At 73.9% G+C, this 23195-nt stretch carries 19 protein-coding genes; 6 read left to right on the top strand and 13 right to left on the bottom strand.

The genetic code is table 11. From position 1 onward, the window contains the following. Positions 1-112 precede the first annotated feature (112 nt). The 9 genes from LP52_RS08395 to LP52_RS08355 form a co-directional block, all read right to left on the bottom strand. Positions 113-1486: a PfkB family carbohydrate kinase gene (locus LP52_RS08395; protein WP_040272222.1), complete on the bottom strand. Its 1374-nt coding sequence runs from the start codon at positions 1484-1486 to the stop codon at positions 113-115. Then, positions 1483-2079 (bottom strand): D-sedoheptulose-7-phosphate isomerase, encoded by a 597-nt coding sequence (locus LP52_RS08390; protein WP_040272220.1) that lies wholly within the window; start codon positions 2077-2079, stop codon positions 1483-1485. The genes LP52_RS08395 and LP52_RS08390 overlap by 4 nt, the downstream gene beginning before the upstream one ends. Next, a complete protein-coding gene (locus LP52_RS08385; protein ID WP_040272219.1) occupies positions 2079-3323 on the bottom strand; it encodes a glycosyltransferase in 1245 nt (414 codons plus the stop codon). The genes LP52_RS08390 and LP52_RS08385 overlap by 1 nt, the downstream gene beginning before the upstream one ends. Next, the gene (locus LP52_RS08380; protein ID WP_238580795.1) at positions 3320-4345 is read right to left on the bottom strand and encodes a glycosyltransferase; all 1026 of its coding nucleotides are present in this window, start codon (positions 4343-4345) and stop codon (positions 3320-3322) included. The genes LP52_RS08385 and LP52_RS08380 overlap by 4 nt, the downstream gene beginning before the upstream one ends. Continuing rightward, positions 4342-5388 (bottom strand): glycosyltransferase family 9 protein, encoded by a 1047-nt coding sequence (locus tag LP52_RS08375; protein WP_052809600.1) that lies wholly within the window; start codon positions 5386-5388, stop codon positions 4342-4344. Before LP52_RS08375 ends, LP52_RS08380 begins: the two co-directional genes overlap by 4 nt. Beyond that, positions 5385-7157 (bottom strand): HAD-IIIA family hydrolase, encoded by a 1773-nt coding sequence (locus LP52_RS28325; RefSeq protein WP_040272218.1) that lies wholly within the window; start codon positions 7155-7157, stop codon positions 5385-5387. The genes LP52_RS08375 and LP52_RS28325 overlap by 4 nt, the downstream gene beginning before the upstream one ends. 3 nt (positions 7158-7160) lie before the next feature. Continuing rightward, the gene (locus LP52_RS08365; protein WP_040272377.1) at positions 7161-8819 is read right to left on the bottom strand and encodes a carbamoyltransferase family protein; all 1659 of its coding nucleotides are present in this window, start codon (positions 8817-8819) and stop codon (positions 7161-7163) included. A 1201-nt stretch (positions 8820-10020) separates the two neighbouring features. Continuing rightward, positions 10021-12594 carry an ATP-dependent Clp protease ATP-binding subunit gene (locus LP52_RS08360; RefSeq protein ID WP_040272216.1) on the bottom strand — a complete coding sequence of 858 codons (2574 nt, stop codon included), beginning with the start codon at positions 12592-12594 and terminating at the stop codon, positions 10021-10023. A gap of 70 nt (positions 12595-12664) precedes the next feature. After that, positions 12665-13033 (bottom strand): hypothetical protein, encoded by a 369-nt coding sequence (locus LP52_RS08355; RefSeq protein ID WP_040272214.1) that lies wholly within the window; start codon positions 13031-13033, stop codon positions 12665-12667. A gap of 261 nt (positions 13034-13294) precedes the next feature. Here LP52_RS08355 and LP52_RS08350 point away from each other — a divergent pair, with 261 nt between their 5' ends. Further along, positions 13295-13687 carry a PPOX class F420-dependent oxidoreductase gene (locus LP52_RS08350; protein WP_040272213.1) on the top strand — a complete coding sequence of 131 codons (393 nt, stop codon included), beginning with the start codon at positions 13295-13297 and terminating at the stop codon, positions 13685-13687. 499 nt (positions 13688-14186) lie between these two features. On the opposite strand, the gene ctaD is transcribed toward LP52_RS08350, so the two are convergent. Beyond that, on the bottom strand, positions 14187-15863 hold the full coding sequence (ctaD, locus tag LP52_RS08345; protein WP_040272212.1) for an aa3-type cytochrome oxidase subunit I: 1677 nt from the start codon (positions 15861-15863) through the stop codon (positions 14187-14189). Positions 15864-15930: 67 nt separating this feature from the next. Next, positions 15931-16158 (bottom strand): DUF3040 domain-containing protein, encoded by a 228-nt coding sequence (locus LP52_RS08340; RefSeq protein WP_040272211.1) that lies wholly within the window; start codon positions 16156-16158, stop codon positions 15931-15933. Positions 16159-16496: 338 nt separating this feature from the next. Here LP52_RS08340 and LP52_RS08335 point away from each other — a divergent pair, with 338 nt between their 5' ends. Both LP52_RS08335 and LP52_RS08330 read left to right on the top strand, forming a co-directional pair. Further along, positions 16497-16916: a CBS domain-containing protein gene (locus LP52_RS08335; RefSeq protein WP_040272210.1), complete on the top strand. Its 420-nt coding sequence runs from the start codon at positions 16497-16499 to the stop codon at positions 16914-16916. Between the two features lie 66 nt (positions 16917-16982). Continuing rightward, complete coding sequence (locus tag LP52_RS08330; RefSeq protein ID WP_084723022.1) at positions 16983-18086, top strand: glycosyltransferase family 9 protein; 1104 nt, start codon at positions 16983-16985, stop codon at positions 18084-18086. A 282-nt stretch (positions 18087-18368) separates the two neighbouring features. On the opposite strand, the gene LP52_RS08325 is transcribed toward LP52_RS08330, so the two are convergent. After that, on the bottom strand, positions 18369-18782 hold the full coding sequence (locus tag LP52_RS08325; RefSeq protein ID WP_040272209.1) for a ChaB family protein: 414 nt from the start codon (positions 18780-18782) through the stop codon (positions 18369-18371). 56 nt (positions 18783-18838) lie between these two features. Further along, a complete protein-coding gene (locus LP52_RS08320; RefSeq protein WP_040272207.1) occupies positions 18839-19261 on the bottom strand; it encodes a four-helix bundle copper-binding protein in 423 nt (140 codons plus the stop codon). A gap of 210 nt (positions 19262-19471) precedes the next feature. Here LP52_RS08320 and LP52_RS08315 point away from each other — a divergent pair, with 210 nt between their 5' ends. The 3 genes from LP52_RS08315 (at position 19472) to LP52_RS08305 (ending at position 23065) form a co-directional block, all read left to right on the top strand. Further along, positions 19472-19843 (top strand): DUF3140 domain-containing protein, encoded by a 372-nt coding sequence (locus LP52_RS08315; RefSeq protein ID WP_084723040.1) that lies wholly within the window; start codon positions 19472-19474, stop codon positions 19841-19843. 112 nt (positions 19844-19955) lie between these two features. Continuing rightward, entirely contained in the window at positions 19956-20621 is a 666-nt protein-coding gene (locus LP52_RS08310) for a dienelactone hydrolase family protein (RefSeq protein WP_040272203.1), read from the top strand. 542 nt (positions 20622-21163) lie between these two features. Then, the gene (locus LP52_RS08305) at positions 21164-23065 is read left to right on the top strand and encodes a glycosyl hydrolase family 18 protein (RefSeq protein WP_084723039.1); all 1902 of its coding nucleotides are present in this window, start codon (positions 21164-21166) and stop codon (positions 23063-23065) included. The last annotated feature ends 130 nt before the right edge of the window (positions 23066-23195 follow it).

The raw sequence follows: 23195 nt of genomic DNA, 5'->3' as shown, positions 1-23195 counted from the left end.
GCCGGCCGGGCGCGGGTCCGAATCCTGCGGCTCCGGGAAGCCGCAGGCGTGCCGGGCCTTCGTGCGGGCTCGCGTCTGCGGGCCGGGCCGACGCGCGGGCGGCCCGCCGCCGTCAGGGGGGCAAGCGGTCGCGCGCGGCCACCATCCGGCTGGTGGAGCGGCCCGGCAGCAGCGGCAGGATGACCGCCCGGCCGCCGCCCGCGGCCACGGCGGGCAGCTCGGGCAGTTCGGAGGCGGTGTAGTCGCCGCCCTTGACCCACACGTCGGGGCGCAGCCGCTCGACGGCGCGCACGGGTGTGGGCTCGTCGAAGACGGTGACGGCGTCGACGCACTCCAGCGCCGACAGAACGCGCACGCGGTCCTCGGCCGAGGTGACGGGGCGATCGGAGCCCTTCTGCGCCCGTACGGCGGCGTCGCTGTTGATGCACACGATCAGGCAGTCGCCCAGCGAGCGGGCGCGGCGCAGCAGGCTGACGTGTCCGGCGTGCAGCACGTCGAAGCAGCCGCCGGCGGCCACGACCGTTCCGCCGCTGCGGCGCACGCGCTCGGCCAGCGCCTCGGCGCTCTCCCCCAGGCCCAGCGGGAGCGCCCCGGCCATCGGGCCTGACGCCGCCGCGGCGCCCGCCGCACCGTTGCCGACGAAGCGGGAGGCCGCCTGGACGCTCTCGGCCACGGCCGCGTCCACGTCGGCGCCCCTGCGCAGCGCTGCGGCCGCGGCTCCGCAGAAGCGGTCGCCGGCGCCGCAGGCGTCGGCATCGGGCAGGCGCACGGGTGCCGGGTAGAAGCGGCCGGGGCCTTCCGGCGGCGCCCACACCGCGCCGTGGCAGCCCAGGGTCACCGCGACCGACTCCGCCCGCCAGGTCGCGGCCAGCCGCGCGGCGGCCTCGCCGGCCCGGTCGGGGTCGACGGTACCGGCCTCGGCCGCGTTGGGTGTGACCAGCGCGGCGCCGGGCACGGGTGCGGGGCCGCGGGGATGGGGATCCCACACCACGGGCACCTCGGCTGCGGCGCGGTCCAGCGCCTCGCGTACCGCGGGAAGCACGGCCACGCCGCGGCCGTAGTCGGAGACGAGCACGGCGCCGGCCCCGTCGATCGCGGCGGCCGCGCGCTCCAGGGAGCCCGCGGGGTCGGGGCGTCCTTCGCCGTGGTCGATGCGCACCGACGTCTGCTCGCCCACCCTGACGCGCGATTTGACGGGGGTGGCCCCGGCCAGCTCCAGGCGCACCAGCGTCGGCGAGTCCTGCAGCAGTGCGGCGACGCGGTCGCCGGCGTCGTCGCGGGCGAGGGCGCACACCAACGCGACGGGGTGGCCGTCGCGTGCGGCGAGCCACGCGGCGAGTGCGGCGCCGCCGGGGCGGTGCCAGGCGCTGGTGGCGTCCAGCACCGGTGCGTCGCCGCCGTGCCCGGCGGTGCGACTCGCCCCGGTGACGTCGACGTCCAGAAACGCGTCGCCCACCACGACCAGCGGCCCCTGCGCGCGGCTCACGGCGCCCCCTCCGGGGCCAGCCGGGCTTGGGCGGGCGCCATGGCGGGCGCGCCGCAAACGGCGTCGACCTCCTCGCAGATCAGGTGGATGAGCGAGAGGTGGACCTCCTGGACGGTGGCGGAGTCGGGCGAGGGCACCAGCAGGGTCTCGTCGCAGGCCGCGTGCAGCGCGCCGGCAGACGCGCCGGCCAGGGCCCAGGTACGAACTTTCATCTCGCGCGCGGTCGCGGCGGCGGCGACGACGTTCTCGCTGGTGCCGCTGGTGGACAAGCACACGAGGATGTCCCCGGGGCGGGCGTGGGCGCGCAGTTGGCGCGCGAACACCTCGCTGTAGCCGTAGTCGTTGGCGATGGCAGTGAGGCTGGAGGTGTCGGCGTGCAGGCAGATCGCCGAGAGCGGCATCCGCTCGGCGCGGAACCTGCCGGTCAGCTCGGCGGTCAGGTGCTGGGCCTCGGCGGCGCTGCCGCCGTTGCCGCACGCGAACAGCCGCCGTCCGCGCGGCAGTTCCTCGCCGAGGATGCGGCCCCAGCCCTTGGCCCGCTCTCCGTCGACTCCCTCGAGTACGCTGCTCAGTCGCTTCAGCCGCGGATGCATCACACACCTCCCGGAGCCATGTCCGCGGACGCGGCCCCCGATTCGGGCACGGCGCGCCCGCGTTCGCGCAGGACGCTCTCGTAGCACTCCTCGGTCTGGCGGGCCACCAGCGGCCACGTGTAACGCGCCGCCACGCGGTCTCCGGCCGCGATGCCCAGGCTCTCCCGCGTGACGGGGTCGGCGAGCAGCACCCGCATCCAGTAGGCCAGCGTGTGGGCGTCGCGCGGCGGCACCAGCCGTCCGGTGACCCCTTGGATGAGGGTGTCGAGGTGGCCGCCGACGTGGGAGGCGATCACGGGCACGCCGCAGGCCATCGCCTCCACGGTGCTCATGCCGAACGGCTCGTACCAGGGCACGCTGACGGCGAGGTCGGCCGAACGCAGCAGCTCGGGCACCCGCGAGCGGGGCACGCCGCCGGTGAAGACGACCCGGTCGGCGACGCCGGCCTCCTCAGCGGCCGCGCGCAGCGCGTTTATCCGGGGGTCCTCGTCCATCCGCTCGGGCGGAGCGCCGCCGGCGACGACGAGTTCGGCGTCGGGCACCCCGGCCAGCGCGCCGATGGCGGTGCGGATGCCCTTGCGGGGCACCAGTCGGCCCAGGCTGATGATGCGGGGGCGCTCTCCGCGCTCGGCGGCGGGCCCTTCGGGGCGGAACCGCTCGGTGTCGACGGCACAGGGCACCACGGTGATGCGCCCCTGGGCGACGTTCCAGGTGCGCAGTTCGCGCTTCTCCTGGCTGGAGGTGGCGACGACCCGGTCGACCCGGTGGGCGATCTCGCGCTCGGTCCGCTCGCGCTCGCGGGGGCTGGTGTCCTCGGCTCCCTGGTGGCGGCGCTTCTCGGTGCCCAGAGCATGGAAGGTCTGCACGACGGGGACGCCGGTCGCGGCGGCGGCGTCCACGGCGGCGCGTCCGCTCATCCAGAAGTGGGCGTGGACGACGTCGGGCGCCCAGCGTGTCCACTCCCGGATGAGGTGGTCGGCGAACTCCCCCATGTACGGGGGGAGTTCGTCCTTGCTCAGCGGCAGCGGCGGCCCGGCGTCGACGTGGTGGACGTGCACGCCGGGCGCGTACTCCACCGTCTCGGGGTCCTCGGACGAGCTCCGGCGGGTGTGGACGACCACCTCGTGACCGCGGGCGGCCAGTGCCGTGGCCAGCCCGGCGACGTGGACGTTCTGTCCTCCGGTGTCCTCCTCGCCGAGGGCTGCCAACGGGCTCGCGTGCTCGGAGACCATGGCGATCCTCACCGTGTCACCTCCTGCAGTAGCCGGTCCCAGTCGTCGAGGAACCGGTCGACGGAATATCGGTGCTGAGCTGCTCTGCGAGCGGCGCGACCCTGTTCGGCGGCGCGGTCCGGGTCGTTGAGCAGGTCGCGCAGCTCCCGGTGCAGTTCGCCGGCGCGGGTGGTGGCCAGCCCTGCATCCGGGGGGATCGCCTCGCTGGCCTCGGTGGTGGCCAGAGCGAGGACGGGCATGCCCAGCAGCATCGCCTCGATCAGCGACAGGCCCAGCGAGGTCCAGCGGAGGGGGTGCAGGTAGACCCGCCTGCGGGCGAGTTCGGTGTGGAGGCGCTGCTGGGGCAGGTCCTCGTAGGCGCGAAGCCGCTCGGGGGACAGGCCGAGGGAGGCGGGAGCGCCGGCCACGCCCATGCCGAACAGGTCGAGGGCGGCGGCGCGGGAGAAATCGGGCAGCAGGTCGGTCCCGGTGATGCGGCCGCGGCGCAGAGGTTCGTTGATCACCACGCCGGCGCGTTCGATCTGGCCGGTGTAGCGGTAACCGGGGTCGACAACGCCGTGCTCGACGACGGTCGTGGGTGCGCGGCCGCTGTCCCAGAACAGCTCGTTGAAGTGGGTGACGTGCACCAGGGGGATGTCGGAGCGGTCGGCGAGGGGGTGGCGGGTCTCGGGCACGCCGCCGCGGGGGGTGTTGTGCTCGACGTAGACGGCGGGCACGTCGCGTCCGGGCTTGCGCCCGCCCAGCCACCGCTCGGCCAGCTCCAGCTCGTGGGGGCGCTGCAGCACGACGACGTCGACGGGCTCGTCGGCCAGGTGTTCCGCGGTGACCTCGACGGCGTTGTCGGGCCAGTCCCAGGTGCGGGCGCGGCCGCGGCCGTCGGCGCCGCGGTCGGCGTCGACGGGCAGCAGGAACCGGTGCCTGCCGTGCACGAACGAGGTCGTCCAGGAGCCGTGCACGTGCCAGATGAGCACGCGCAGCGTCGCGGTGCCGTACGGTTCGCCGTACTCGGCGGTGCGGGGCTGCTGCAGTGTCACGGCGCTCCTTGCACGAGGTCGTCGACGGCGCTGAGGAGGTCGTCGGGCGTGAGTCGGTTCAGGCAGGGGTGGCCGGGCACGGGGCAGGTGCGGGCACGGGTGTCGCGGCAGGGGGCGTGCTGGTCGCCGAGCAGCCGCACGGGGCTGCCCTGGGGCGCCCAGGAGGAGGCCGAAACGACGGGAGCGAACAGCGAGACCACCGGTGTGCCCACGGCTGCGGCCAGGTGGGCGGCGCCGGTGTTACCGCTGATCAGGACCGATGCCGACGCCAGCACGCCGGCGAGCTCGGCCAGGCCGGTACGCCCGCCCAGGTCCACGGCGGCGTCGCCGGCGACGGCGGCGGTCTCCTCGCGCTCCTGCTCGGTTCCGGTGACCACCACCCGCCTGCCCTGGGCCGCCAGCTTGGCCACGGTCTGGGCCGCCAGCGGCTGCGGAATCGCGCGGGCCGAGGCCGAGGCGCCGGTGTGCACGGCGACGTAGCCGGGGCCGCCGGCCAGGTGCACGGTGTCGGGAAGCGGTCGGCGGATGCGGGGAGCGCCGTCGTCGCCGGGCGGCAGCCGGAATCCGGCGGCCTCGGCCAGGCGCAGCATGCGGGCCGCCTCGGGCCGGGTGTGGTCGGTGCGGTGGCGCAGGTCGAGCAGGGAGCCGGGGTAGTCCTCGCTGGCCGCCCCGATCCAGCCCACCCCGGCCAGCCGCAGCAGCGCCGCCAGCGGCAGCGGCGACTGGTGGAACGAGGTGAGGATGAGCGCGGCCGCGGGCGCCTCGGCCCGCACGGCGGCGATGAGCTCCTCGGCGCTTTCGCGGGTCAGCTCGGGCGGTTCGGGATCGATCCAGGGCGCGCACCACTGGAGGACACGGTCCACCCCGGGCAGGAGGTCGGCGGCGGCGCGCCCGCGGGGGCCGGCGAGCAGCACGAGGCGGTCGGCGCCCGCGGCGGCGGCGCGCACGGCCGGACCCGACAGCAGCACGTCGCCGACGTTGTCCGTGCGCGCTACGAGCACAGTGCCCCCGCGGGGCGCCGGCCGTCCCTCGTGGGCGGTCACGAGGCGTTCCCCCGCAGGACACGGCGCACCGCGGCGGTCAGCCGCGCGGCCGTCTCGGGAGCCGCCGCGACCTCCTCGGCGCGGGTCGCCGGGCCGGGCACGAGGATGGGGCGGGCGCCGGCGGCGCGCGCGGCCTCGACGTCGGCGCCGATGTCTCCGATGACCGCGCATTCCTGCGGCCGGACGCCCAGCTCGGCGGCCGCCTCCCGGATGAGGCCGGGGCGCGGTTTGCGGCAGGCGCAGCCGTCGTCCTCGCCGTGGACGCAGACCCGCCACACGTCGAAGGGGCCCAGGCGGTCCTCGACGGCGGCGTTGACGGCCTCCAGCTCGTCGGGGGTGATGAGGCCGCGGGCGACGCCCGACTGGTTGCTCACCACGCCCAGCCGCAGTCCTGCCGAGCGCACGCGGTCCAGCGCCGCGCGCGCGTCGGGCGTGGGCAGGACCTGCTCGGGGTCGGCGTTGTAGGGGACGTCGTGGACGAGGGTGCCGTCGCGGTCGAACAGGACGGCCTTGACCGCGCCCGCGCCGTGCGGGCGGGCACCGCGGTGGCGCCACTCCCCCCGCAGCCGCTGCGCGCAGGCCGCGGGCGGGATGAGGGCGCTGGTGACCGCCATCCGCAGGGCCTCGCGGGCTGTGCGCGGTCCCGGGGCGATCCGCCGCCAGGCGAACTCGGCGGTGGAGGCGGTCCACAGAGCGACGAGTCCGCCGGCGGCGGCGCCGGCGATGCGCCGCGTCCGCTGCGACGAGTTGGCTCCGGCCGCGGCAGGCACGGCTCGGGCGCCCCTCCGACCGAACCCGGCGAGCCGGGCCCGTCGTACGGACGGCGCAGAAGCCGGCTCATCGGACCACCGGGAGGTCACGGTCGCCGCGGCCGTGCGGGCGATCCGTTCGGACGCACCCGCCGATGCGGCCGAGGAAGCGCCGGCGGCGGCGCCGAGCGCGCGGCGGGAACGGGCGCGCACCCCGAGCGCCGCGGCGCCGCAGGCGGCCGCGCCGGCGAGTGCGGCGGTGGTCAGGACGTGGCGGCGCAGCCGGCCCGGGGGCTCGGCTACGCGCTTTCGCCAGCGGGGTCCGTGTACCCGGCGCATGAGCGCGTCGTCGGCGTTGCCCGCCTGGGCCGCGACGCTGCGCCACAGCCGCGTGTCCGCCACCATCGGATGCACGCTGCGCCGGGCGCCGGCGACAAGCTCGTAGCCGGCGCCGAGCACCCGCAGCGCGATGTCGGTGTCTTCGCGGTAGGCGCGGGTGAATCGGCGGTCGAATCCGTCGACGGCCTCCAGTGCCGCGCGGCGGTAGGCCATGTCGGCGGTGATCCAGCACGCGTGGGCCAGCGCCAGCGTGCCGCGCTCGGCGTCGGTGGGCCGCCGGCCGACCGGTGGCGGGACCTCGATGCGGCCCTGGCTGCCGCCCACACCCGGGCCGCAGGCGGCGAGGTCGGCCGCCAGCTCGGCGATCCAGTCCACGCCGGGAAGTACGTCGTCGTCCAGGAAGACCACCCAGGGCGTGGCGGTGCGGCGCCAGCCGACGTCGCGGGCGCACGCCGGGCCGCGCCCGCCCGAGCGCAGCAGCGTGATGCCGGCGGCCTCGGCCCCGGCGGGCGGCCCCTGCGGATCGGGGCGATCGTCCACGACGACCACCTCGGCGGGCGCGCCGGGGCCGCCGCGCAGCAGCGGGCTCAGCGTGCTCGCGAGTCCGGGCCGACCCACCGTGGGCACCACGACGGAGTACGTCGGCGCCTGCTCGACGGTCGCGGATGCGCGTCGGTCCACGGGTCAGTCCCTTCCCTCGCCGCTCAGCCGGGAGCGCCTCACCACGAAGGGGCCGATGGCGAGCAGGTCCACCGGAGAGGACCCGAAGCACTCCAGCGCGTCGCGAGGGCTGTCGACCATGGGACGTCCGGCGGTGTTGAGGCTGGTGTTGATCAGGACCGGGACCGAGGTGCGGGCCTCGAATCGGCGCAGCAGCCGGCTCAGGAGCTCATCGCCCTCCTCGACGGTCTGCACGCGGGCGGTGCCGTCGGTGTGCACGGCCGCGGGGATGCGGCCGCGCCACCGCTCGGCCACGTCGTGCACGAACAGCATGTAGGGGCTGGGCAGCGGCCCGCGGGTGAAGATCTCGCCGGCGCGGTCGGCCGGCACGATCGGTGCCACGGGCCGGAAGCTCTCGCGGCCCTTCACCCCGTTGATGCGGTCGAGGTTGTCCGCGTTGGTCGGATTGGCCAGCAGGGAGCGGCGGCCCAGCGCGCGGGGGCCGTACTCGCTGCGGCCCTGGAACCAGGCGACGAGTTCGTCGCGCGCGAGCGCGGCCGCGACGGTGTCGGCGATGTCGGCGGGACGCTCGTAGTCGAGGCGGGCCTCCTCCAGCGCGGCGGCCAACTCCTCCTCGCTCCAGCCGCGCCCCAGGTCGGCGCCCGTCATGGGCGAGACGTCCTCGCCGGCCTCCTGCGCCAGGTGCAGCGCCCCGCCCAGCGCGGTGCCGGCGTCGCCGGCCGCCGGCTGCACCCACACGTCCTCGAACGGCCCCTCGGCCGCGATGCGGGTGTTGGCGACGCAGTTCAGTGCGACTCCCCCGGCCATGGCCAGCCGCCGCAGGCCGGTCTCGCGGTGCAGCCAGGCGACCAGGTCCAGCAGCACCTCCTCCAGGCGCTGCTGCATACTGGCGGCGAGATCGGCGTGTGCGCCGGTCACCTCTGCGTCGCGGTCGCGCCGCTTGGCGAAGGCGGCGAAGTCGACGGGCTCGACGCGGACGCCGCCGTCCCCGGTGGGGGCGATCAGCTCGCGCATCGCGCCGATGAAGCGCGGCGTTCCCGACGAGGCAAGCGCCATAACCTTGTACTCGTCGCTGGAACGCTGGAAACCGAGGTGGTCGGTGAGGTCTTCGTAGACCAGGCCGAGCGAGTGCGGCAGCGCCTGGCGCGCCAAGACCTCCAGCTCTCCCCCGCGGTAGGCGCCGGCCAGGTGGGCGGCGTCCTCGCCGCGGCCGTCGGCGGTGAAGACGGCGCAGTCGCGTTCGCCGCCGGCCGGCGGAGCCGCCAGCCCGGCCGAGGCCGCGTGGGCGACGTGGTGGGGCACGTGGCGCACCCGGTCGGGATCGAGGCCCGGCAGCGCCGTGGCCAGGAAGTTGGGCGCACGCTGCGCGTAGAGGGTGCGCAGGTCCTCCCATGCAGGGTCCAGCCGCTCCTGCTCCGGCTTCACCAGAGACGGATCGTAGGAGTAGGCGACCCCGTCGAGGTCGGCGGAGGTGAGCCCCGCGGTCTCCAGACACCAGCGCATGGCTTGTTCGGGCAGTTCCCACGCGGAGAACGGCACGGGCCGCTTGCCGTGCTTGCGCCGACTGAATCGCTCTTCCTCGGCCGCGGCCACGGTGGAGCCGTCGACGACGAGTGCGGCGGCCGGGTCGTGAAACACGGCGTTGACACCGAGGAATCGCATGGCCCGGTACACCTCCCCCCGTACTTCCCGCGTCCTGCGCGGGGTCCGCACACCGGTGCGGGCACGGTCAGTCGACTACCAATCGCAGCCGACCTGAAACAACCGTCCGTGTATTCATGGGCACCATAGTCACTCTCAGTAATATGGACCGGTAGCAGTGCGGTCCAGCGCCACCGCGGCGTTGAGCTGCGAATTCGAGGCGGGGACAAACCGGCGGCCGTGCGGATGCGGGCCGCCGGACGCGGCGCCGAGCGGGTGGGCCGAGGTGACGCCGGCAGTCTCGTTCAACGCAGGCGCCGAGGAATCGGGCGGCCGCGCGCGCCCCCGGGCAAGCGCGTCATCCGCCGCACGGCGGAATCCGATCATCACATACCGTCGCAGCACCCGGGCCGGGCCGCGAGCGTCGATGCCGTCGGCACGGCGTCGAGCACCCGACGAGGGCGGCAGCGCCGGCCGCGGGGCGGAGGCGGCTTCGGTCGGAGCGGTAGGCGCAGCGTCGCGGCTCGAACCGAGGCGGCGCCGGCGGCGGACGGCCGGAGTCGGCATACACCGGCTGCGGCGGGTGGATGGCTGCGCACCCGACGAGGCACCGAGGGAAGCGAAGCGCCTGCGGGCGACGCCACCGGAGCCCGTTCGGAACCTCGGGACACGCCAAGAATCCAGACACAACCGGGCGAAATAATCCGCCGGGCGGGCTCCTGCGCCGCCCGCATCGGCATACCGCATGTACGGACGCACTCCCGCCGCCCCACCGGCCGCCTGAGCTGCGGATTACCCGAGGCCTCCCCCCGTCACCGGACGCAGTGCCACCGAGGTCGGTTGCAGGACCGCGGTCGTTCCCAGCTCGGGGCGGCGAATACGCCGCCGGCCGTCCGCTGTCGTCACCCCCGGCGTCGGACGCGCAACCGACGCAGACCGCACCGGCCGACGCCGGTCCGAACCGTCCGCCGCCGTCGTCGGGCGCGCGCCTTGGCCCCACCGCACCGACCACCGCGCGAAACCCACAGGCAGTCCCCTCCCATCAGCCCCGGCGCATGACAGCGGTGGCCCGCCCGCTTCCGTGCGGACAGGCCACCGCTCACCCCGGCGATCCGAGGAGGTGCACCCGTTCGGACCCACCGGCGCCGTCGCCCCCGTAACGGACGCCGTCAGCCCGACCGGGCATCGTGCCCTTGCCGAACGCCCCGAACCTGCCGGGCACTCAGCCCGTACCGGACTCCGTGCTCGACGCCTCCCTGCGGGAGCTGGTGTCGATGCTGAAGGCCAGGCCCTCGTCTCCGACCCCCACGGTGATGTGGTCGCCCGGGGCGAGCGCTCCGCTCAGGAGCTTGGACGAGAGCGGGTTGCCGACGCTGCGCTGGATGGTGCGCGCCAGCGGACGGGCGCCGAACTCGGGCTGGTGACCGGTGGAGGCCAGCCAGTGGACGGCGTCGTCGCCGAATTCGATGCCGATGTCCTGGGCGTGGAGCCGACGCGACGTCTCCTCCAGCAGCAGCCGGGTGATCTTCGCCAGCTGTTCGTCGGTGAGTTGGGAGAACACGATGATCTCGTCGACGCGGTTGAGGAACTCGGGCCGGAACTCGTCCCGCAGCCGCGCCATGATCCGCTCACGGGTGGCGCGGTCGCGCTCGGCCTCCTCGGCGCCGACGAACCCGATGGGACCGCCGCCCGTGATGAACTCCGATCCCAGGTTGCTGGTCATGATGACCACGGTGTTGCGGAAGTCGACCGTGCGGCCCTGGCCGTCGGTCAGCCGGCCGTCGTCGAGCATCTGCAGCAGCAGGTTGAAGATGTCGGGGTGGGCCTTCTCGATCTCGTCGAGGAGGATGACCGAGTAGGGCGCGCGCCGCACGGCCTCGGTGAGCTGGCCGGCCTCCTCGTAGCCGACGTAGCCCGGAGGCGCCCCCACCAGGCGGGCGGAGGTGTGGCGCTCCTGGAACTCGCTCATGTCGAACCGGATCATCTGCTCCTGCGACCCGAACAGCGCCTCGGCCAGCCCCCGCGCCAGCTCGGTCTTGCCCACGCCGGTGGGCCCCAGGAACAGGAAGCTGCCGATCGGCCGGTCGGGCGAGGCCAGCCCGGCGCGTGAGCGCCGCACCGCCTCGGCGACCGCGGTGACGGCCTCGTCCTGGCCGACGACGCGGGCGTGCAGGCGCTCCTCCAGCCCGGTCAGCCGCTCGCGCTCCTCCTGAGTGAGCTGGGAGACCGGGATCGAGGTGATGCGCGAGACCACCTCGGCGACGTCCTCTACGGTGACCACGGGCACCTGCTCGGGGCCGGTGTCGCGGGCCTGGGCGATGGACTCGCGCGTCCGGTTGATCTCGTCGCGGGCCTGGGAGGCGGCTTCGTAGTCCTCCTCGCGGACGGCCTGCTCCTTGCGCGCGTCGAGCTCGCGCAGCCGCTCCTCCAGCTCCTGGACGTCGACGCTGGGCCGCTTGTGGCGCAGCCGCACCCGGGCGCCCGCCTGGTCGACGAGGTCGATCGCCTTGTCGGGCAGGAACCGGTCGGAGACGTAGCGGTCGGAGAGCTGGGCCGCGGCCACCAGTCCGTGGTCGCTGAAGCGGACCTGGTGGTGGGCCTCGTAGCGGTCGCGCAGGCCGCGCAGGATCTCCACGGTGTCCTCGACGCTGGGCTCGGAGACCAGCACCGGCTGGAAGCGGCGCTCCAGTGCCGCGTCCTTCTCGATGTTCTGCCGGTATTCGTCCAGCGTGGTGGCGCCGATCATGTGCAGCTCGCCGCGGGCCAGCGCGGGCTTGAGCATGTTGCCCGCGCTCATGGCGCCCTCCGCGCCGCCCGCGCCGACGACGGTGTGCAGCTCGTCGATGAAGATCAGCAGCTTGTCGTCGTTGCGGATCTCCTCCACGATGTTGCGGACCCGCTCCTCGAAGTCGCCGCGGTAGCGGGTGCCCGCCACCACGCCGGCCAGGTCGAGCTGGACGAGCCTGCGCCCGCTGAGGGTGTCGGGGACGTCGTTGTCGGAGATGCGCTGGGCGATGCCCTCGACGATGGCGGTCTTGCCCACGCCGGGGTCGCCGAGGAGCACGGGGTTGTTCTTGCGGCGGCGTGCCAGCACCTCGATGGTCTGCTCGACCTCCGACTCGCGGCCCATCACCGGGTCCAGGCGGCCTTCGGAGGCCAGGGCGGTGACGTCGGTGCCGAACTCGTCGAGGTTGGGTGTCGTGCTCTCCTGCTGCTGTTGGGCGGAGGTGGCGCCCTGCCCGCTCGCGGCGGCGGACGTGGGGCCCGAACTCGCCGCGGCCTGCAGCGAATCGGGGGTGACACCGGCCTCGCCCAGCATCCGGCCCATACGCGACTCGCCGTTGACGGCAAGCGCGAAGAGCATGTGCTCGGGCGCGATGAAGGGCCGGCCCATCGCCCGGGCGATCTGGTGGGCGTCCAGCAGCGTCCGCTTGGCCGCCGGCGTCAGCGCCGGGATGCCCGGTCCGGCCTGGGGAGCCCGCTGGGCCTCGCTCTCGGCGCCCTTGGCCAGGGCGTCGGGGTCGGCGCCGGCGCGCTGGACCAGCTCACGGGCCGGCTCGTAGCGCAGAACCGCCCACAGCAGGTGCGCGGCGTCCAGGTCGGTCCCGTCGCTTTGGGACGCACGGGCGATCGCCTCGGACACGACCTCCCGGGACGGCGTGTCCATCAGCTTCGACAGGTCGACGCGGTGCGAGGCGCGGCGCTGGCCCCCGGGACCGAAGAAACGCGCGAGGAACTCCTCGAAGGAGCGCGGATCGTAGCCGCCTCCGCCTCCCGGAGGAAAGTCGTGTGTCATCGATGGACCTCCTCATGGAACGGGACGCCCAGCCTGCGGGCGCCCCGGTGGGAATCGGTCGGGAAACTCCTCATCTGTTGTTTCCCGGACCGGGCGGGTTGTCGCCCTTGGGTTTGGCCGGCTGGGCGGGGACGCCGTGCGGGGGCGGGTTGCCCACGGGTGCCTGGCCGCCGGTGCTGACCTGCGAGCCGCCGCGGGGCGCCTGCGGGGTCTCCGGATGGAAGCTCTGGTCCCCCTCTGTGGGCTCGGCGCCGTTCTCCAGCTCGGTCAGTCGCGACTTGAGGATCTCCAGCACGTTGGGCCGGTCGGCGTGCTGCTCCTCGTAGGCGATGAGATCGCGCATCTGCTCCTCTGTCAGTGCGCGGACACGGTGCTGCAGGGTTCCGATCGGCAAGCCCTCGTAACCCTCGATCGGCGGCGTGTTCCGCTCAGCGGACATGGAACATCACTCCGTTCCCCGCGTTCTCTTCTCGGCGGCGGTCGCGCTGCGGCGATGCTCCGCAGCGCCGCGGTTGCCTCGCGGCCGCCGCTACCCGGTGCCCTGGCGGCGAAACAGCGGGGCGGGCGTGGGGCGGAGCACGCTCCGCGGGGCCCCGCGAAAAGCGCGATCCGGCTGCACACGCCCGGAGCGCCGCGACGTTTGCGCCGGGCCTAGTGTGTTAGCGGGTAAAAGCGTGAACCCGTCTCTGAAAGGAGCCGCATGGGCACAATCCCCGCCGACCGCGAGGACATCCTCCACAAGCCCAGCTTCGCGCACGTGGCGACGCTGGGTCCCCGCGGCGAGCCGCAGGCCAATCCGGTGTGGATCGACTGGGACGGTGCACACGTCCGCTTCAGCCAGACCCGCACCCGGCAGAAGTACCGAAACGTACTGCGCGACGACCGCATCTCGATGTCGGTGCAGGACCCCGAGGACCCCTACCGCTACGTCGAGGTCCGCGGCCGGGTGGAGTCGATCGAGGAGGACGACGGCAACGCCTTCATCGACCATCTGGCCAAGCGCTACCTCGACGAGGACCACTACCCCTGGGCGGTCCCGGGCGAGGAGCGGATCGTGATCTCGGTGCGGCCGGAGCACGCGACCAAGCAGTGACCGCGCCCCGAGGGGCGCCGACGCGCTGCGGCGCAGCCGTCCCGGCCCGCTCGGCGCGTTTCGGGCACGGTCGCCGAAGTGCCGCCCCATGGCTGAAGCCGGGGTTCTGCGCCGCTAGAATGGCCACCACGCGCGGGTCGTTAAATCCTCAACCAAATGAGGGCGAGCGGTCCTGCGCCGGAGAGTCCGAGCGCGTCGGTAGGCGTCCCACGTGGCTCCTACCGGCGCGGCACTGCGTCGGCCCGTAGGCCGCGCCGGCTCCCCAGCCGAGCGCGGAGCAGGGTCAGGGCTCCCCCGGTACCCTGCGCGGGGGCGCCGCCGACCGGCCCCCGGGCGCCACGACCGCGCCCGCGAGACCGTCCGTCCCGGTCTCGCGGGCGCGCCCCTGTTCGCACCGGCGGTGCTGGGCGCGCGGGTCGGGTCGGCGGCCACGCCGATTCTAGCCGCAGACGACTCCCCCGGTCCTCCCGGCACCGACTCGCGACCGCGCCGCACGGCCTCAGCTTCGGGGCGCATCGCCCTGCCCCTGCGATGAGCGGTCGGCGTGCGGGAACTTCAGGTCGAAGGCCGGACGTTCACTGCGGATCCTGGGCAGGGCGGTGAAGTTGTGGCGCGGCGGCGGACTGCCGGTGGCCCACTCCAGCGAACCGCCGTAGCCCCAGGGGTCGTCGACGCCGACCATGGGCGCCGTGCGTTCCGTGCGCCAGACGTTCCACAGGAAGAACAGCGTCGAGGCGCCCAGGACGAAAGAGCCGACGCTGGAGATCACGTTGAGCCAGGTGAACCCGTCGGAGGGCAGGTAGTCGGCGTAGCGGCGGGGCATCCCCTCCACGCCCAGCCAGTGCTGCACCAGGAACGTGGCGTGGAATCCGACGAACAGCGACCAGAAGTGCGCCTTGCCCAGCCCTTCGTGCAGCAGCTTGCCGGTGATCTTGGGCCACCAGAAGTAGAAGCCGGAGAACATCGCGAAGACCACGGTGCCGAAAAGCACGTAGTGGAAGTGGCCGACGACGAAGTAGGAGTCGGTGACGTGGAAGTCCAGCGGGGGCGAGGCGAGGATGACGCCGGTGAGCCCGCCGAACAGAAACGTCACCAGGAAGCCCACCGCGAACAGCATCGGCGTGGGAAAGGTCAGCTGCCCGCGCCACATGGTGCCGATCCAGTTGAAGAACTTGATGCCGGTCGGCACGGCGATGAGGAAGGACATGAACGAGAAGAACGGCAGCAGCACCGCGCCGGTGGCGAACATGTGGTGGGCCCACACCGTCATCGACAGTCCGGTGATCGCGATGGTGGCGGCGACCATGCCCAGGTAGCCGAACAGCGGCTTGCGCGAGAAGACCGGGATCACCTCGGTGATGATCCCGAAGAACGGCAGGGCGACGATGTAGACCTCGGGATGGCCGAAGAACCAGAACAGGTGCTGCCACAGGATCGCCCCGCCGTGTTCGCTGGAGTAGACCTGGGCGCCCAGGATGCGGTCGGCGGCCAGGGCGGCCAGCGCGGCGGTCAGCACCGGAAACGCCAGCAGCACGAGCACCCCGGTGAACACGGTGTTCCACGTGAACAGCGGCAGCCGGAACATCGTCACGCCCGGTGCGCGCATAACCGCGACGGTCGTCATGAAGTTGACCGACCCCAGGATCGTGCCCAGGCCCGAGACCAGCAGGCCCATCACCCACAGGTCTCCGCCCAGGCCCGGCGAGCGCACCGCGTCCGACAGCGGGGTGTAGGCGAACCAGCCGAAGCTGGCGGCGCCGCCGGGCGTGAGGAACCCGCCGACGACCATCAGGCCGCCGAAGAGGAACAGCCAGTAGCTGAAGGCGTTCAGCCGGGGGAAGGCGACGTCGGGAGCGCCGATCTGCAGCGGCACGATCACGTTGGCGAACCCGACGAACAGCGGTGTCGCGAACAGCAGCAGCATGAGCGTGCCGTGCATCGTGAACAGCTGGTTGTAGCCTTCGTGGCTCATCACCTGCATCCCCGGCCACAGCAGCTCGGCCCGGATCAGCATCGCCATGATCCCCGCCAGGACGAAGAACCCGAACGAGGTGATGAGGTACATCTTGCCGATCACCTTGTGGTCGGTGGAGGAGATCCAGCCGACCAGAGTGGATCCGGCGGCGATCGGACCGTGCTGCGCCGAGGCCTCGCGCTCCGGCTCGGTCTGGGTCATGCGGGCTCCGTTCGTCGGTGCGGGCACGGGGGCGGGGGCTCGGGTGCGGCAGCGGCCGCACGGGTGCTCAGACGCCGGCGGCCGTGGCCGCGACGAGGATCACCGCCGCCGCCAGAACGGCCGCCCACACCAGCAGGACACCGGCCCAGGGGACCGGTTCGGGTCCGGCGGGTCCGGCGTTGTCGGCGAGCCGGGCGGAGTAGTCGCGCAGGCGCCGCCCGCACTCGGGGTCCTCCCGTACGAGCTGCCGCTGGATCCGCTGCAGTCTCGCCCTCTCGCTGGGGTCGAGGGCCATCGCTCCTCCTGCGCGTCGTCTCCGGGGATGCCGCCGAGCCCGTACGAGACCGGCGGGCGCGCCGCTACCCGCGCCCCCGCGGGCTTAACGCCGGATCCGGCCGACCCGCGCAGCGCCACTGTGCGCATGGTCCCCGGATCGGGATTCTTGCAGCCCCCCGGCCGCCGGTCCGGGAACGGCACGGGCGGGTTTGAAGGGAGGGGGCCTCGGTAGTGGCGAAGGCGAGGCAAGCAGCGGCCCGTGCGCACGGCCGCCGAGTCGGCCGGTCGGGCAGCGCCCGGCTCCCGCGGGCCGCCGGATGCGGACTCGTGTCCCGACAGCCGACGCAGGAGGTTCCGATGGCCGAGCAGGTCCACGAGATCATGACCCAGCCGCCCTATACCGTCTCCCCGGATACGACCCTGCACGAGGTCGCCGTGATCATGCGCGACAAGGACATCGGCGACGTCGTGGTGACCGAGAACGACTCGGTGCTGGGCGTGCTGACCGACCGCGACATCGTGGTGCGCTGCGTCGCCGACGCCGCCGACTGCACGCGCGCCACCGCCCGCAACGCCGTGAGCGACCGGCTGGCGGTCGTCGGGCCGCGCGACAGCATCGACGACGCCGTGCGCACCATGCGGGACAACGCGGTACGCCGCCTGCCGGTGATCGACGGCGGCCGCCCCGTGGGCGTGGTGTCCCTGGGCGACCTGGCGGTGGAGCGCGACCCCGCCTCGGTCCTCGCCGTGATCAGCGGGAGCCGGGCCAACACCTGAGCGCGCTCTGGGGGCGCGCCGCGCCCGCCGTGTTTGCGCCGCGTGCGCTGCGGTAGCGGCGCGCCCATGAGCGATCCGGCACCGGCCGCGGAAACACGGCCGAGCGGCGAAGGAGCGCGGCCGCGCCTGCTTGTGCTGCGAGCGCTGGGACTGGGTGATTTCCTCACCGCCGTTCCCGCGCTGCGGGCCCTGGAACGCGCCCATCCCGGATGGCGCGCGCACGTGGCCGCGCCGTCCGCACACGCCGACTTGCTGGCTCTGGCGGGCCTGGAGTGGGCGCTGCTGCCCACCCAGGGGCCCGCCACACCCTCATGGCCCTATGCGCGCCCGCCCGATACCGCGGTCAACCTGCACGGCAGCGGCCCCGAGTCGGTGCGGGCGCTGCGCGCTCTGGCCCCTCGGCGGCTGTGGACCCACGCCCACCCCGAGGCGGGCGGCCACCCCGGCCCCCCGTGGCCGGAGGGGACGCACGACGTCGACCTGTGGTGCGGCCTGCTCGCCTACTACGGCGTCAGCGCCGATCCCGGCGACCTGCGGCTGCCCCTTCCCCGCGCCCGGGCCGAGCCTGCCGGCGCCGTCGTCGTACATCCGGGGGCGGCCTTTCCCGCGCGGCGCTGGCCGCCCGAGCGGTTCGCCGCTGTGGCGCGCCACCTCGCCGACCGCGGCCTGGAGGTGGTGGTGACCGGGTCGGCCGACGAGCGGCCGCTGGCGCTGGAGGTCGCACAGGAGGCCGGGATCGGGCGGGAGCGGGTGCTGGCCGGGCGGACCGCGCTGCCGGAGCTGGCGGCCCTGGTCGCCCGAGCCGCGCTGGTGGTCTGCGGCGACACCGGCACGGCCCACCTGGCCACCGCCTACTCCACGCCCTCGGTCGTGCTGTTCGGGCCCGTCGATCCGGGATTGTGGGGACCGCGCATCGACACCTCCCGGCACGCGGTCCTGTGGTACGGCGAGGGCGGCGACCCGCACGGCGGCACCTGCGATCCCGGACTGCTGCGCATCGGCGTCTCCGAGGTCGTGGCGGCCGCCGAGCGGACTCTGGCGGAGAACCGGCCGTTCAGCGGACCCGCCGCCGGGCCAGGGCCCCGCCCGGCCCCGGTGCCCCAGGCGCGTCGACCGGCGCCGGGCTCAGCCGAGACGCGGAAAGCGGGACCCGCCACGTTTCACCGATGACCGGCTGCGGTAGCCGGGCCTTCATCGGGTCGCACGGGTGCCGTGGTACCGGCGAAGCGGGGCGGGTCCTTCTGGTCGTAGGACCTCGGGGGCAGGAGGAGCCGCCCGGCCGACCCGCAGAGCCCGGCGGCACCGCGGGCGGCGCGCGGAGGTGCGGGGCCCGCGCGCTCGCCCGGACGCCGCGTCGGGCGCGCGCCGAGGCGCCGTCCGGTCCGCTGCGGCCCCGGACGGCGCCGGATCGAGCGGCCGCGTGGCGGGGGCGTCCAGGCCTTCGGCCGTCACTCAGGATCGGCGGGCCTCGCGGGTCTTGCTGCGGCTGGCCTTCTGCAGTGCCTCGACCAGCTGGCGCTTGTTCATCTTGGAGCGGCCTTCGACGCCGACCTCGCGCGCACGCTCGTAGAGGTGCTCCTTGCTGGCGTTGGCGTCGACGCCTCCGGCGGTGGGCTCGTCGCCGCCCCGCTGCTTGGGGGCCTTGGGGTTGGCCGCCTGCTTGTCGGAGGGGCCCCGGTCCTCCTTCGGCTTCCAGCGGTCGCCCACCTTCTCGTACTCGTGCTTGAGCGCCGCGAAGGCGACGCGGTGGGCCCGCTCGCCCTCCCCGTAGGTGTCGACGGCCGAATCGTGGGCCTTGATCCAGGTCTCCTGGGCCCCACGCGGCGAACGCTGCAGGGTGCCCGGAAGCTCGTCTCGCGCAGGCATGTCGGGTCTCCTTCCCGTGGTCGCGCCGGGGCCGGGCGGGCCCCGCTCGTCGGCCGCTACCGCGCCTGTTCCTGGACGTGGGCGAGGATCTGCCGGCAGGCGTCCTCGGCCAGCCGGCACCGGTCGGCGCACAGGCGGCAGTGCTCGTGCTTGTCGGCGTGGCGTTCGCACTCGCGGGCGCAGGCCCGGGTGTAGAGGATCGCGGTCTCCAGCAGGCCGCGGTGCAGCTCGGGGTCGGGCTCGGTGCGCCGGGTGAGCACCCGCTCAGCGGCGGAGCAGACGTCGGCGCAATCGAGGTTGAGCCGCACGCAGGCCACGAGTCCGGCTACGTCGGACTCGCCCAGGCACGCGTCGGCGCACGCCGTGCAGGACTGGGAGCACGCGGTCAGCCGCTCCACCGTGGTCTTGAGCAGGTCCACGTCGGCCACGCCGACGTCACGCGGATGACTGCGCAGGAACTCTTCGGTCTGGGTCGGCATAGTCACAGCACCTCTTCCACTCTCTCGCGGTGGCGGGGCCTGGTCTGGTCCGGCCGCTACCGAGATCGGCGGGCGGCAAACCCCGCGGCAGGGGCGCGCCGCCGCCCGCCACATCCCTGCGCGGGGGTTTGGGGCACGGCCCCTCCAGGTAGCGGGCCATCGATACGCGCGCCCCGCGCGCGGTCGATGACGCGATCCGAGGAGGTCGACGTGGCCCGTGAACACCTCGATCCCGAGACGGCGGAACTGTGGCAGGAGTTCCACGGCACGGTGAACATGAGCAGTGAGGAGCTGCGCCGGTGGCTGCTTACCGACGCTTCGGGGCCCGACCGCTTCTCCGCCGATCCGTCCATGGACGTCTCCCCGATCGGGCGGCGCATCGTTGAGATCCTGGACAAGCGGCAGGTCGATCTCACCGGCGACGACGTCGACACGATGCGCCAGGTCGTACAGCGGGCCGGCCGGCTGCTGGCCGAGCCCGTCGACAAGCACGACGAGCGCTGGCGCCACGAGCTGATGACGCTGGGGCACGATCCGCTGCGCCCCGATCCCACGAGCCCGGAGGAAGGGCCCGGGGCCTAGGGCCCGCAGTAGCCGCGCGCCGAGCTGAGAGCGCCGGTGCGCGGCACCGCGTGTTTCGGGCCGCTGCCGATCGGTAGCGGCCCCGCTCGACGAAACCGGGGAAGGACGGGACATGGACGTGCGAAGTGTTGCGGTGCGTGACGGCGAGGCCGAGCTGCCGGGTGATCTGGCGACCACGCCGGAGGCCGCCGGCGTGGTGCTGTTCGCCCACGGCAGCGGGAGCTCGCGGCACAGCCCTCGCAACAAGGAGGTCGCCGACGCGCTGAACAAGGCGGGCTTCGCCACCCTGCTCATCGATCTGCTCACCGAGGACGAGGACCGCGTCGACCAGGTGACGCGGGAACTGCGCTTCGACATCGGTCTGCTGACGCGGCGGCTGACGGCGGCGATCGACTGGCTGAGCGAAGACGCCCAGACGGCCGGGCTGAACGTGGGCCTGTTCGGGGCGAGCACGGGTGCCGCGGCGGCGCTGCGGGCGGCGGCCGAGCGCCCGCAGCGCGTCGGCGCGGTGGTCTCCCGGGGCGGCCGGGTGGACCTGGCCGAGGACCGGCTCGCCGAGGTGGACGCTCCGGTGCTGATGATCGCGGGCAGCGCCGACGAGCCCATCGTGCGGGTCTCCTTCCAGGCGGCGGAGAGCCTCCACGTGCTCAACGACGTCCACCTGATCCCCGACGCCACCCACCTCTTCGAGGAACCGGGCGCGCTGGAGCAGGTGGCCGGCGCGGCGATGGCCTGGTTCCGCGACCACCTGGGGACACGCGCCGACGGGCAGGCCTGAGCCCCATCACGTTTCCCGGGGGCGGCGGCCGCGCGCCTGCGCGCGGCCGCCGCCCGTGCCCCTCCCCCTCCCCGCGCTCGGCGGCCTGAGCGTCCCCACAACGGCGGATCCGTCAAGGAACAGCCGTGGCCGGATTCGGCCACCACCGTCGACCGGTGCGCAGCGGCCCGTACCTGAGCTGATCATCGACCGGTCCGGTCGCTTTCCGAACGCGCTCCGCGATCGTTTCCGCCGATCGCGACCATTGCCATGGACAAAAACTAATAGTTAAGTTTCCTAAAAATAAAGCGGAATCGACGGGAGTCCCGATGAGCGAACCTTCCTCCCGCACCGGCCGCCCTCGTACGCCAACGCGCCGTCACCCGACCCCGGCCCCTGCCCGGCGCACCGGCGCACAGTCCGGCGAGCGGCCTCGGAGCCGCTCGGCATCCGGACCCCATCCCCCGCCCCGTTCGACGAAGTAGGAGCGAACGCACGTGCAGATCCCCCGCATCAGACCAGCGGCCGCGGCCGTCCTCGCCGCCGCGCTCGCGGCGACCCCGATGTTCGCCGCACCGGCCGCCGCCGACGCCGCCGACATCACCGTCGTCTACACCGAGGGCCAGACCTGGGAGACCGGGTACAGCGGCCAGTTCACCATCGTCAACGAGGGCGACAGCGCCCTGCAGGACTGGACACTGGAGTTCAGCCTCCCCGACGGCGCCTCCCTGAGCAGCATCTGGAACGCCGAGATGGACGAATCCGGCGGCGCCTACACGGTCACCCCGCCGGCCTGGGGCGCCCCGGTACCGGCCGGAGGCAGCTACGGCGTCGGATTCAACGGCTCCTTCTCCGCCGGCGTGACCGCGACCGAACCCGAGAGCTGCACTCTCGACGGAGCCCCGTGCTCGGGCGGCCCGCCCTCCGAGGACACCGAGGCGCCCTCGGCCCCCGCCGGGCTGCGCGCCACCGACCAGACCTCCGGCAGCGTCACGCTGAGCTGGGACGCCGCCGACGACGACGTCGGCGTCGCCGGATACGAGGTGCTGCGCGACGGCGAGGTCGCGACCTCCACCACCGGCACCGCGACGACCACCACCGTCGGCGGGCTGCAGGCCGACACCGAATACGCGTTCTCCGTGCGCGCCTACGACGCCGCAGGCAACCGCTCGACCGCCGGCGACCCGGTGACCGTGCGGACTCCGGCCGACGACGGCGGCACGGACCCCGGGCCGGGCGGTGACCGCCGGGTCGGCTACTTCACCCAGTGGGGCGTCTACGCCCGCGACTACCTGGTCCAAGACATGGACACCAGCGGTACCGCCGAGAAGCTGACCCACGTCAACTACGCCTTCGCCAACGTCTCCGCAGACGGCCAGTGCTTCATGGCCAACCAGCCGGGCGAGGGCGACGCCTACGCCGACTACGGCCGCTCCTTCGGCGCCGCCGACAGCGTCGACGGCGAGGGCGACACCTGGGACCAGCCGCTGCGCGGCAACTTCAACCAGCTGCGCGAGCTCAAGGACGAGCATCCCGGCCTCAAGGTGCTCATCTCGCTGGGCGGCTGGACCTGGTCGAAGAACCTCTCCGACGCCGCGCTGACCGCCGAGTCGCGCGAGCGGCTGGCCAGCTCCTGCGTCGACATGTACCTGCGCGGCAACCTGCCGGTGATCGACGGCGCCGGGGGCACCGGTTCCGCCGCGGGCGTGTTCGACGGCATCGACCTGGACTGGGAGTGGCCGGCCTCGGCGGGCCACCCCGACAACACCTTCCGCCCGCAGGATAAGGAGAACTTCACCGCCCTCGTGCAGGAGTTCCGCGACCAGCTGGACGCCCTCGGGGCCGAGAACGGCCGCGAGTACGAGCTGAGCTCCTTCATGGCCGCCGACCCCGGGAAGATCGAGGCCGGCTACGAGGTCGGCCCGCTGATGGAGGACTTCGACTTCGTCACCGTGCAGGGCTACGACTTCCACGGCGGCTGGGAGGACACCGCCAACCACCAGTCCAACCTCACGCCGATCCCCGGCGACCCCGGACCGGACATCTACAGCATGCAGGAGACCGTCCAGGCCTACGTCGACCGCGGCGCCGACCCGGCCGATCTGGTGATGGGCGTGCCCTTCTACGGCCGCGGCTGGACCGGCGTATCCCCCGGCCCCGACGGCGACGGCCTGCACCAGCCCGCCGACGGCGCGGCGCAGGGCCCCTTCGAGAACGGAATCGACGACTACAAGAACCTCAAGGACCTGAGCGGCTTCACGCTCCACCGCGACGAGGAGGCGGGCACCGCCTGGCTCTACGACGGTTCGACCTGGTGGACCTACGACGACCCCGCCGCCATGCGGCAGAAGGTCGCCTGGGCCCAGGAGCAGGGCTTGGGCGGAATCATGGCCTGGTCCCTGGACGGCGACGACGCTCAAGGCAGCCTGATGGCGGCCATCGACGGCGCCCTCGACGGCTCCTGACGGACCGCCTTCCCCCGGGGCCCGGGCGCTCCTCCCGGCCCGGTCCCCGTTCGGGCGTGCGACCGCCGAGGTCAGCGGCGGCCGCACGCCCTTTTGCGTTCGCGCGGATCCGTCGTGGCCCGCCCGCCGC

Source organism: Streptomonospora alba, from assembly GCF_000826685.1.
Taxonomy (GTDB): Bacteria; Actinomycetota; Actinomycetes; order Streptosporangiales; family Streptosporangiaceae; genus Streptomonospora; species Streptomonospora alba.
This window is presented reverse-complemented; position numbering and strand designations above follow the sequence as displayed.

What these genes read in the sequence shown, in the direction of transcription:
- LP52_RS08390 (WP_040272220.1), bottom strand. Translation starts at nt 2,079, where the DNA reads ATGCATCCGCGGCTGAAGCGACTGAGCAGCGTACTCGAGGGAGTCGAC.
- LP52_RS08365 (WP_040272377.1), bottom strand. Translation starts at nt 8,819, where the DNA reads ATGCGATTCCTCGGTGTCAACGCCGTGTTTCACGACCCGGCCGCCGCA.
- LP52_RS08360 (WP_040272216.1), bottom strand. Translation starts at nt 12,594, where the DNA reads ATGACACACGACTTTCCTCCGGGAGGCGGAGGCGGCTACGATCCGCGC.
- LP52_RS08355 (WP_040272214.1), bottom strand. Translation starts at nt 13,033, where the DNA reads ATGTCCGCTGAGCGGAACACGCCGCCGATCGAGGGTTACGAGGGCTTG.
- LP52_RS08350 (WP_040272213.1), top strand. Translation starts at nt 13,295, where the DNA reads ATGGGCACAATCCCCGCCGACCGCGAGGACATCCTCCACAAGCCCAGC.
- ctaD (WP_040272212.1), bottom strand. Translation starts at nt 15,863, where the DNA reads ATGACCCAGACCGAGCCGGAGCGCGAGGCCTCGGCGCAGCACGGTCCG.
- LP52_RS08340 (WP_040272211.1), bottom strand. Translation starts at nt 16,158, where the DNA reads ATGGCCCTCGACCCCAGCGAGAGGGCGAGACTGCAGCGGATCCAGCGG.
- LP52_RS08335 (WP_040272210.1), top strand. Translation starts at nt 16,497, where the DNA reads ATGGCCGAGCAGGTCCACGAGATCATGACCCAGCCGCCCTATACCGTC.
- LP52_RS08330 (WP_084723022.1), top strand. Translation starts at nt 16,983, where the DNA reads ATGAGCGATCCGGCACCGGCCGCGGAAACACGGCCGAGCGGCGAAGGA.
- LP52_RS08325 (WP_040272209.1), bottom strand. Translation starts at nt 18,782, where the DNA reads ATGCCTGCGCGAGACGAGCTTCCGGGCACCCTGCAGCGTTCGCCGCGT.
- LP52_RS08320 (WP_040272207.1), bottom strand. Translation starts at nt 19,261, where the DNA reads ATGCCGACCCAGACCGAAGAGTTCCTGCGCAGTCATCCGCGTGACGTC.
- LP52_RS08310 (WP_040272203.1), top strand. Translation starts at nt 19,956, where the DNA reads ATGGACGTGCGAAGTGTTGCGGTGCGTGACGGCGAGGCCGAGCTGCCG.
- LP52_RS08305 (WP_084723039.1), top strand. Translation starts at nt 21,164, where the DNA reads ATGTTCGCCGCACCGGCCGCCGCCGACGCCGCCGACATCACCGTCGTC.